Source organism: Rhizobium sp. P2_G2 (genome assembly GCF_056403555.1).
The window spans coordinates 1-9,979 of record NZ_JBFUFF010000159.1; the positions used below are offsets into that span (position 1 = coordinate 1).

The following is a 9,979-nucleotide window of genomic DNA, read 5'->3' on the forward strand; positions in this document are numbered from 1 at the left end:
GAGTTTCGCGGTTTCTGTCCTGTACCGTTTGCGGTCGCCGGGCTTGAGCCGGGTCTTTATGTCACGGAAGAGGACTATCTGCGGATCGCCTTCAAAATGCTGAAGCTGGGCGCCAATGCCGTCTACTGTGGCGCCAGCCTGCCGATCGTGCGGCGGCTGCGCGATGAGGGTATTCCGGTGGTCGGGCATGTCGGGCTGATCCCGTCGCGCCGCACCTGGACTGGTGGCTTCAAGGCGGTCGGCAAGACGGTCGACAGCGCCATGCGGGTCTGGGAACAGACCAAGGCGCTGGAAGAGGCGGGCGCTTTCGCGGCGGAGATCGAAGTCGTGCCGCCGGAGATCGCCAGCGCCATTTCCGCCCGCACCAGCATGCTGATGATCTCGATGGGCGCGGGCAGCGGCTGCGATGCGCAATATCTGTTCGCCATGGATATTCTCGGCAGCCATCGCGGCCACTATCCCAGGCATTCCAAGGTCTATCGCGATTTCTTTGCCGAAAACGAGCGCTTGCAGAACGAGCGGATCGCGGCCTTCCGCGAATATGCTGATGATGTCGAGAGCGGCGCCTATCCGGAGGAAAAACATCTGGTGAAGATGGATCCGGCCGAGCGTGACAAATTTCTGGCACTGTTCAAGTGACCGCTTTCGCCTTAGCCTGAACTGAACACGGCAGGAAGGACTGCCGTTTCGATCTTGCAGATGGTTTCACGCCGGGGAGGATGGCTTGCAAATCGATCTCGCCGGCAAGGTACTGCTAATCACCGGCAGCACCCAGGGGCTTGGAACGCGGATCGCCGAACTGGCGGCGGAGGCGCTGGCTGATGCAATCGTCGTATGCGGCCGGCAGCGTGAGGCGGGAGAAGCTGTAGCAGCCAGCCTATCCGCCAATGGCGTGAAGTCGTTGTTCATCGAGGCCGATCTCGGCAATGCAATCTCGCCGTCCGAACTCGTCGACCAGACCGTGCAGGCGTTCGGCCGCATCGATCTCCTCGTCAATGCCGCCGGATTGACCGACCGGGCCTCGCTTGTCGATGGTACGCTCCACGACTGGGAACGGATTTTTGCGGTCAATGCGCGTGCGCCGTTCTTCCTGATGCAGGCAGCGGTCCGGGACATGCTGAAGCGTGGCGCGCCCGGCTCGATCGTCAATATCCTGTCGACCAATGCCCATTGCGGCACGCCCGATCTCGCCATCTATTCTGCGACCAAGGGGGCGCTGTCGACGCTGACCAAGAATACCGCCAATGCCCATATGGCCGACCGCATCCGCGTCAACGGCATCAATATGGGCTGGGTCGCCACGCCGAATGAAAACCGCATGCAGGGCGAGATCCTCGGTAAGGGGCCGGATTGGGCGAAAGAGGTGGCGAAGGGTCTCCCGCTCGGCCGCCTGCTCGGCATGGACGAAGTGGCGCGGCTGGCGCTTTATCTGCTGAGCGATCTCTCCGGCCTGCAGACTGGCACGCTGATCGACCTCGAACAGGCCGTGCTCGGCGCGCCGAATGTCGGCAAGGACAGCTGATGGATGGCGCTTCCCAGACGTCCAACCGGCTGAATGCCGACACGATTGTTCGGCTGCCGCCGTCGATCCGTCGTCCAGGCTATGACCGGTCGCGGCTCCGTCCCGGCATTCTGCATCTCGGTGTCGGCGCCTTCCATCGCTGCCACCAGGCTGACTATACCGATGATACGCTGGAAGCGTCGTTCGGTGATTGGGGTATTGTCGGGGTCAATCTGAAACCGCCGGCTATTTCGGCTGTCCTGGATGAGCAGGACGGTTTTTATTGCCGCGAGCTGCGCGACAATGGCCAGGTGGAGCGGCGATTGATCGGCTCGATCGTCGAGACGATTTCGGTGCTCGATGACGGATATGACGAACACCGCCTGACACTCGGCCGCGCGATTGCCCGGGCCGCATCGCCGGATATCCGGCTGATCAACATGACGGTAACGGAGAAGGGCTATTGCCACATTCCGGCCACCGGCGAACTGGACGAGAACCATCCGGATATCCGCCACGACATCGAATATCCCGAGACGCCGCGCTCGGTGCCAGGGTTCCTGCTTCGGGTCTTATCGCTTCGATTTCGGGACGGGCGAGAGCCGCCACTGATCATGAGTTGCGACAATGTCCCCGACAATGGCGGAACGCTTCGGCGCGCAGTGCTGGGATTGGCACGCGAGGTTGATCCTGCGCTCGGTCGCAGGATCGGAAACGAGGCGCGGTTCCTCAACACCATGGTCGACCGGATCGTGCCGACGTCGCGGGTCGAATATCTCGACGCCTTCGAAGCGGAGACCGGGTTACGCGACTATGGCCTCGTCACCGGCGAGCCTTTTCGCATGTGGGTGATCGAAACGGGCGAGGGCGCCGAACTGCCTGCCTGGGATGCCGCAGGCGCCCTGTTTGTCCCGGATGTGCTGCCCTATGAAATCCTGAAAATGCGGGTGGTGAACGGCATCCAGTCGAATGTCTGCCAGCTCGGACTGCTCTCGGGGCTTGAATTCATGGCCGACGTGATGGCGACGGAAACCTTTTCCGCCTTCGCCCGGCAGACGATCACCCGCGAGGTCATCCCCAACCTGCCGCATGTCGCCGGCATCGACGTCGGCGCCTATCTGAATCAGACCATCGGCCGGTTGAAAAATGCCGATCTCAAGCATGGCACATTGCAGATCTCTACCGATGGCTCGCAAAAGATCCGCCAGCGGCTGCTGGAGCCGATGCGGGCCGGTCTCAAGGCGGGAACGCCGATCGGCGGGCTGCTGCTTGGCCTGGCAGGCTGGATGAAATATGCCGCTGGTTGTGACTGGCAAGGCCAAGCCCTGGATGTCCGCGATCCCTTTGCCGCCGAGACGGTCGGCATCGGCAAAGCGTCGGCGAATGACATCGATGCTGCGATTGTCCGTTTCCTCGACATCTCTGCGATCTTCGGCTCGGATTTGAAGGACAATGCCGAAGTAAAGTGGCGGCTTGCAATCTATTTCAAGGCGCTCGGCGAAAAGCCGGCGATCGAGGTGGTTGCCGACCACATGGCGGGACGTTTCGGAGAATAGCACATAATGTTTGCGGCGGCGGGCAGGCAGGGCTGTTCTACCAGGAACTCTGTCGTCAGAAAATGAATTGCGACGCGTCGAGATCCGCCTTGTGTGCATGATCAAGGATCATTTCGTCGGTGCCGTCGTCGATATAGACGGCATGCTTGCCGACGTCCTCGTTCAGGTGATGCTGCATAAGATCCTTGAAGTTCTTGATCCCGGTTCCGGAGAGATCGATCCGGTCGGCGCCATGGCTGAAATCGACGACATCGTCAGTCCCGTTGCCGGTGGCGAAGACAAAGATGTCGGCGCCTTTGCCGCCTTTCAAAATGTCCAATCCTGCGCCGCCATCGATGACATTGTCGCCATTGTTGCCGGTGATCTCATTGCCGAGAGCATTGCCGGTGGCATGCAGGTTCTTGGTTCCGAGCAGCCTGACATCCTCTATTTCGGAACCGCTCAGCGCCGTTGAGACCAGCGAAATCGAGACCGTGGATTTGATCGCGTCGTCGCCCTGGCCGGCGTTCTCGACAATTTTCGTCTTGGCCGAATGGATAATGAACGTATCGTTGCCCGCGCCGCCGCTCACCATGCCGGCGAACATGCCGTCCATATTGTTGAATGTATCGTTGCCCGCGCCGAGCGTGACATCGCCGCGAATGGTGCCGTGGTTGATCAGCGTCTCGTTGCCCAGGTCGCCGTCGCCCGCATAGGCGGTGCCCTCCTTCATCGCAATCAGGCCGTTGTTGATGACGGTGGATTTTTGTCCGAGCGCCGTGGTCACGGAGATGGCAGTGGTGGAGGCTGTCAGGATGCTGTCTTCGCCCAGCACTATCTTGCCGCCATCGCTGTCGAGGACGATCGCCGTGAGACTGCTGTGGATCGTGCCGTTGTTTTCGACGCTCACCTTGTCGGCTTGAGCCAGAATGCCGGCAAGGCCATAAAGCGTGCCATTGTTGATGATGTGGGCGTTCGCGCCCGTGGCGGCGATGGCGGCGGAGAAGCCCGTGGCGAGAACGATGCCGTCATTTTGTACCGTCAGGTCGGCGCCGGCAGCGCTGATGCCGGTATAGGCTTGGATCGAGCCGCTGGCACCGATGGTCAGTGTCGAATTGGTGCCTTCGAGGAGGACGCCGGTCGCATTCACCGCGCTGGTATAGACCGTGCCATCGACACTAATGGTGTCCTGGCTGAACGTCGATCCCTGGTGAATGACATTGCCTGTAGAGGTTGAGAAGAGGAAGTGCTCGACGAACAACCAGCTTTCGTTGGACTGGTCGATTTCGGTCGTGGTGGATGAATTGGCGTCGAAGACATTTGTCTTGCTCATCGTGCGCTCCCCGTTGTTGCCTCAAGTCCAGGACGGACGGGCGCACGGCATTATTCGTCCGCCACCCGATCCGCCCGATATAATCCGTCCGAAAGGAATGCCGTCGCCGAGGCAATGCGCTCCGGCTGGGTAAAGCATCTACGCGCGGGGGCCGGCTCGGCGCCGTTCATCGCCTTCCTGCGGGCAAACGTGTTGCCTCGGACATCTTCCGGTCGGCAATGCACATTGCCGTTATCGGCCGCTAGAAAATGAATTGACCCTGATGCAGATCGGCCTTGCTGATGTGCTGCAGGATGAGCTCGTCGGTGCCGCTGTCGATATAGACATTGCCCTTGTCTTCCATCACGTGATTCTTCATCAGGTCCTTGAAGTCGGCGATGTCGGCGCAGCCGGAGAGATCGATCTTGTCGGCGCCATGGCCGAAATCGGTGATGCTGTCGGTTTCATGGCCGGTTGCGAAGACGAAAGTGTCGTTGCCTTTTCCGCCTTTGAGTTGATCCATCCCGGCGCCGGCGTCGAGCACGTTGTTGCCAGCATTGCCGGTGATCTCGTTGTTGAGCGCGTTGCCCGTCCCGTGCAGGTTCTTGGTGCCCAGCAGGACGAGATTTTCAACTTGGCCATTCATCAGCGTCGGCGCGGCGAGCGAGAAGGAAACGATGGATTTGACAGTGTCGTTACCGCTGTCATTTGCGTCGACAATCACAGTCTTGGCGGAGTCGACGACATAGGTGTCGTCCCCGAGCCCCCCGTCGACGGTGCCGGTAAATTTGCCGTCCAGATTGTTGAATACGTCATTGCCGGCGCCCAGGGTTACGTTGCCGCGGACCGTGCCATGATTGATGAAGGTTTCCTTGCCATCTGCGCCAACAAATGCGTCATGCCCCGCAGTGGCAACGAGGCCGCTGTTGGTCACCTTGGATTTGTCGCCGGTGACGCTCTCTACCGTGATACCCGCGGATACGGCCGTAACGACACTCTCCTTTCCAAGTGTCGCGGACAGATTGTTGCCCACAAGGTCCAAACCGACCATGTCGGCGTAGATGTGACCGTTGTTTTCGACGACGCCATCGTCGGAATTCATGAATATCCCGGCGACGCCAGCGAGGCTACCATTGTTGACGACATGTCCATTCTCAGCCTCGATATCGATTGCCGCCGCCTGCGCGATGACCGTGCCGTTATTTTCGACCGTCGTGCCGCCGCCGATGGAGCGGATGCCGGTGTTGCCGGACACAAAACCGAGGTCGCTGACGACGATTTTAGAGTTCGAGCCTTCAAATATGACGCCTGCTCCAAGGCTTGTCGAAGAGACCACCCGCGCGTTTATGGTGATCGTATCGTCGGAAAGCATTGAGGCTTGGTGGATGGCATAGTTGCCGCTGAAAAGATGACTTTCGTCGAAAATCCAGGCGTGGTTCGATTGATCCAGTTCATATGCGTTGCTGTCGGAATTGACGTGCGTCGGCTTAGCCACAATGCCCTCCTGTCTGGCCCTTCTTGCGGCAAGAACGCATGACGCGTGCAAGTTATTCGGGAAAATGCAAAAGACCCGGACGCTTAAAATCCGGGTCCTGGAGATCTGAACCTGGTCTGGAAATCAGCGCAAAGATGACCGCAGCGCCGATTTCAAGTTCGGCGGCAGCCGCGATGAAAGGTCATGCAGCCGCTCCCGCAGCCCGTCGAGCGCACGTTCAGCGCGGTCGGAGTAGGTCGGCTCATAGCTCGGCAGGGCGGTCAGCCTGCCCAGCAGGAAGGCCGTGGCCGAGGCAATCAGCACGGCTGAAAGCGGGTAGGCCTCGACCGTCGAGGTCACCGTTTGTCCCGCGGCTTTGGCGCCGGCCACGGCCTTGTCGCCGGCCGCGCGAGCTTCTTCGGCGACCTTGCCGCCAGCAACCCGCGCGCTGCTCGCCACGACCTTGCCAGTGCGCGACGCGATGTCTGCCGTGGTCGTCTGCAGCGCCTGGACCTGTTCGCGGAGCGCCTTCAGCTGCTCGGCAATGTCCTGGATCGTCTGGTTGCTGGTTTGCTTGGCGGCGTCGGCCGCGTTCTGGATGCTTTCGTTCGTATCGGGCACCGGATTCTCCTTGCCAACGAGGGAAAACGGGAAGCTATCGCCGGGTTTCGATGACCTTGCCATGATCGCCTCCTAGAAATGCGCGCCTTTCTCAACTCATCGCGGCGACAGAAGTTCCGTTTCGTCATCTTCCCCCGGATGCGGCGGACCGTTTTGGCAAAGGAGACGCGGCCCTTAATCCCGCGCGTCGCCATCGAGATGACTGTGCGCAGGCCGCCGGGCAGCCGGCAGGTTTTCTTGCGCAGCACGTTGCCAGCCATGACGTCCAGACCGATTTTGCTCAAGGTTTCGTGCAAGAAAATACTCCACCTCTACAGGAACCAAACAGCAACGAAACTGTTTCGAAAGTGGGCGCTGGGGGACCCGGCGTCCGGGTTGAAGGGAGCGGGCGCATCCATGAAAATTCTATCCGTAACATCAGAAGTTTTTCCACTGGTAAAGACCGGTGGGCTCGCCGATGTCGCCGGCTCATTGCCGCTGGCGCTTCGGCAATATGGCGTCGAGACGAAGACGCTGCTGCCCGGTTATCCATCGGTGATGGACGCGGTGACGCGCGGTCCGCGGCTGGCGGATTTTACCGTCCTGGGGCAGGGCGTCGGCTTGATTTCCGTCGTCTATGACGATCTCGAACTGCTGATCCTGGACTGCCCGGCTTTGTTTTATCGCAAAGGCGGTCCCTATGTCGACGAGAACGGCGTCGATCATCACGACAACTGGCTGCGCTTTGCCGCACTGTCGAAGGCGGCGGCCGACATAGCCGGGGGGCTTCTGCCGGGATGGCGACCCGACGTGGTGCATACGCATGACTGGCAGGCCGCACTGACATCCGCCTATCTCCGCGCCGCGGGGATCGAGATGCCATCGCTGCTCACCATCCATAACCTTGCATTCCAGGGCCAGTTCTCCTCCAGCCTGTTTCCCTACCTGGATCTGCCGGAAAGCTATCTTTCCACCGATTGCATGGAATATTACGGCGACATCTGCTTCCTCAAGGCCGGTATCGCCACGTCCAATCTGCTGACCACGGTGAGCCCGACCTATTCCCGCGAAATCCTCACCCAAGACCTCGGCATGGGGCTGGGCGGCATGCTGTCGGAGCGGCGCAATGCGCTGCGCGGCATCGTCAACGGCATCGACATGGATGTCTGGGACCCCGAAACCGATGCTTATATTCCCGAGACCTACAATGAATGGACGCTGGACAAGCGGCATGCGAACCGCGAGGCGCTCGTCGAAGAATTCGGGCTGGACGACGACGGCGGACCGATCTTCTCGGTGGTCAGCCGGCTGACATGGCAGAAGGGGATCGACCTGCTCGCACCGATCGTGCCCGGCCTCATCGATCTTGGCGGCCATCTTATCGTCCATGGCCAGGGTGACCGCCAGCTGGTCGACCTGCTTCTGGAGACGGCAGCGCGCTATCCGGGCCGGGTTTCCGTGCATATCGGTTTCGAGGAAGCCAAGGCGCATCTCGTCCACGCCGGCAGCGACAGCATCGTCCAGCCGTCGCGCTTCGAACCTTGCGGCCTGACGCAGCTCTATGCGCTGCGCTATGGCGCTCCACCGATCGTGGCGCGCACCGGAGGGCTGGCCGAGACAATCATCGACGCCAACGATGCCGGCCTTTCTGCGGGCGTGGCGACCGGTTTCCAGTTCAGGGCCGGCTCCATCGAAGATCTCTACCATGCGGTCGAACGCGCGGTAGCGATGTACCACCACCCGGCGCAGTGGCATAACCTTCAGATCCAGGGGATGAAGACTGATTTCTCCTGGGATCGCAGCGCCCAGCAATATGCAGCGCTTTATACCGCATTGCGCCGCCAGCGCGACGGGCTACAGGAGCATCCGAGGATCAACCACCACCGGCCGAAGAGCACGCACACGACTTTTCATCGGCACGGCTTCAGGTCCGCAGGTTAGGCCGGGCTCCAGGGGACGCTTTGTGGAATGAACACAGTGCCTTGCAGGGCGCTGTTGTAAAATTGATTCACTGGTGCAAAGCCGGCTTTCGGCTCTCGCAATTCGGCACTGGGAATGCGAAGGTAAGGCGTCACTGCCCTTCCGAATGTGCTTTCCATGGCTGATCCCGTTTCTTCATCCCCTCCCGCAGGCGGCGTCGAGGCTATCCTTCGCAATACGCGCTGGGTGCTGCCGGTGACGATCCTCGGCTCCAGTCTCGGCTTCATCGACAGCACTGTGGTGAATGTGGCACTGCCCGCCATGCAGTCGGGACTGCATTCGACGCTTGCCACGATGCAATGGGTGATCAACGGCTATATGCTGATGCTTGCCAGCCTGATGCTGCTTGGCGGCTCGCTCGGCGACCGCTTCGGGCGCAAGCGCACATTCGGCGCCGGCTTGGTGATCTTTGCCCTCGCTTCCATCATCTGCGGGGCAGCGCCATCGGCCGGATGGCTGATTGCGGCGCGCGTGCTGCAGGGTGCGGGCGCATCTTTGCTCGTACCGGCAAGTCTCGCCATCATCGGTACGGCCTATTCGAAGGAGGCGCGGGGCAGGGCGCTCGGCACATGGTCGGCTGCCGCGGCCATCATGACGGCGGCGGGACCGCCGCTCGGTGGCTGGCTGGTGGATACGGTCGGCTGGCGTTCGATCTTCTTCATCAACCCGCCGATTGCCGTCGCCGCATTGCTGCTCCTGACCCGGTTGCCACCGGACATGGGCCTGGTCAACAAACGTCTCGATCTCCTGGGTTCGGCGCTGGCGATTGGCATGCTCGGCCTGTTTTCCTTCGGCCTGATCGCTCTCGGTGAGGGCGGTCGAACCGTGGCGATCGTGGCCAGTCTGGCGTCCATTCCGGTTGCCGCGATCTTCGTGTTGGTCGAAAGGAGGTCCGCCGCGCCGATGCTGCCGCTCGGGCTTTTCCGCAACCGTGCTTTTTCCGGTGCGAACATTCTGACCGTCGTGCTTTATGCGGCCCTGTCAGGCGCCATGTTCATGCTGCCTTTCATGCTCATCCGGGTGCATCACTATACAGCGACAGAAGCCGGTGCGACCTTCCTGCCGTTTTCCGTGATCATGGGGGCAGGATCGCGCTGGGCGGGTTCGCTTTCCGATCATATCGGCGCGAGATTGCCGCTGATCGGCGGGCCGTTGCTGACGGCATGCGGCTTTCTCTGGTTCGCGACGCATGGTGCGGACGCGCATTTCCTCACCGGCCCACTGCCCGGACTGCTGCTGATGGGCGTGGGCATGACCTTTGCCATACCGCCGCTGACCTCGACGGTGTTCAATTCGGTGCCGGGCGAGGCGAGCGGCATTGCTTCGGGTATCAACAATGCGGCCGCGCGCGGCGGCGGACTGGTGGCGGTCGCGGCGATCGGCATCGCMTTCGGCGGCGCCGATCTCTCGGCCATCGAGCCAGCCGAATTCCAGGCGGCCTATCGGGTTGTCATGCTGTCGGCGGCGGTGCTCGCCTTGCTGAGCGCGGTCTGCGCCGCGATGACCATCGGCACCAAAAATGTGCGGAAGAAGCCGGCGGCTGCGAACAAATGAAAAAGCCCGGTCCTTGTGGGGAC

Annotated in this window: 8 protein-coding genes; 5 read left to right on the top strand and 3 right to left on the bottom strand. The window is 61.1% G+C overall.

The genetic code is table 11. The features are described 5' to 3' along the window. From AC1D06_RS40000 to AC1D06_RS40010, 3 genes are all read left to right on the top strand, one after another. Positions 1–639: 3-methyl-2-oxobutanoate hydroxymethyltransferase (locus tag AC1D06_RS40000; RefSeq protein ID WP_477991048.1), on the top strand; the 639-nt coding region annotated here is incomplete at its 5' end. Positions 640–724: 85 nt separating this feature from the next. Next, entirely contained in the window at positions 725–1,522 is a 798-nt protein-coding gene (locus AC1D06_RS40005; protein WP_477991049.1) for an SDR family oxidoreductase, read from the top strand. Beyond that, positions 1,522–3,057 carry a mannitol dehydrogenase family protein gene (locus AC1D06_RS40010; protein WP_477991050.1) on the top strand — a complete coding sequence of 512 codons (1,536 nt, stop codon included), beginning with the start codon at positions 1,522–1,524 and terminating at the stop codon, positions 3,055–3,057. The genes AC1D06_RS40005 and AC1D06_RS40010 overlap by 1 nt, the downstream gene beginning before the upstream one ends. Positions 3,058–3,112: 55 nt before the next feature. On the opposite strand, the gene AC1D06_RS40015 is transcribed toward AC1D06_RS40010, so the two are convergent. The 3 genes from AC1D06_RS40015 to AC1D06_RS40025 all read right to left on the bottom strand — a co-directional run bounded on the left by AC1D06_RS40015 (position 3,113) and on the right by AC1D06_RS40025 (position 6,506). Next, on the bottom strand, positions 3,113–4,369 hold the full coding sequence (locus AC1D06_RS40015) for a calcium-binding protein (protein WP_477882817.1): 1,257 nt from the start codon (positions 4,367–4,369) through the stop codon (positions 3,113–3,115). 241 nt (positions 4,370–4,610) lie between these two features. Continuing rightward, the gene (locus tag AC1D06_RS40020; protein WP_477882815.1) at positions 4,611–5,843 is read right to left on the bottom strand and encodes an autotransporter outer membrane beta-barrel domain-containing protein; all 1,233 of its coding nucleotides are present in this window, start codon (positions 5,841–5,843) and stop codon (positions 4,611–4,613) included. Between the two features lie 123 nt (positions 5,844–5,966). After that, on the bottom strand, positions 5,967–6,506 hold the full coding sequence (locus AC1D06_RS40025) for a hypothetical protein (RefSeq protein ID WP_477882813.1): 540 nt from the start codon (positions 6,504–6,506) through the stop codon (positions 5,967–5,969). A 333-nt stretch (positions 6,507–6,839) separates the two neighbouring features. Here AC1D06_RS40025 and glgA point away from each other — a divergent pair, with 333 nt between their 5' ends. Together glgA and AC1D06_RS40035 are read left to right on the top strand one after the other, a co-directional pair. Beyond that, positions 6,840–8,363 (top strand): glycogen synthase GlgA, encoded by a 1,524-nt coding sequence (glgA, locus tag AC1D06_RS40030; protein ID WP_477991051.1) that lies wholly within the window; start codon positions 6,840–6,842, stop codon positions 8,361–8,363. 156 nt (positions 8,364–8,519) lie between these two features. Continuing rightward, on the top strand, positions 8,520–9,956 hold the full coding sequence (locus tag AC1D06_RS40035) for an MFS transporter (RefSeq protein WP_477991052.1): 1,437 nt from the start codon (positions 8,520–8,522) through the stop codon (positions 9,954–9,956). Positions 9,957–9,979: the final 23 nt, after the last annotated feature.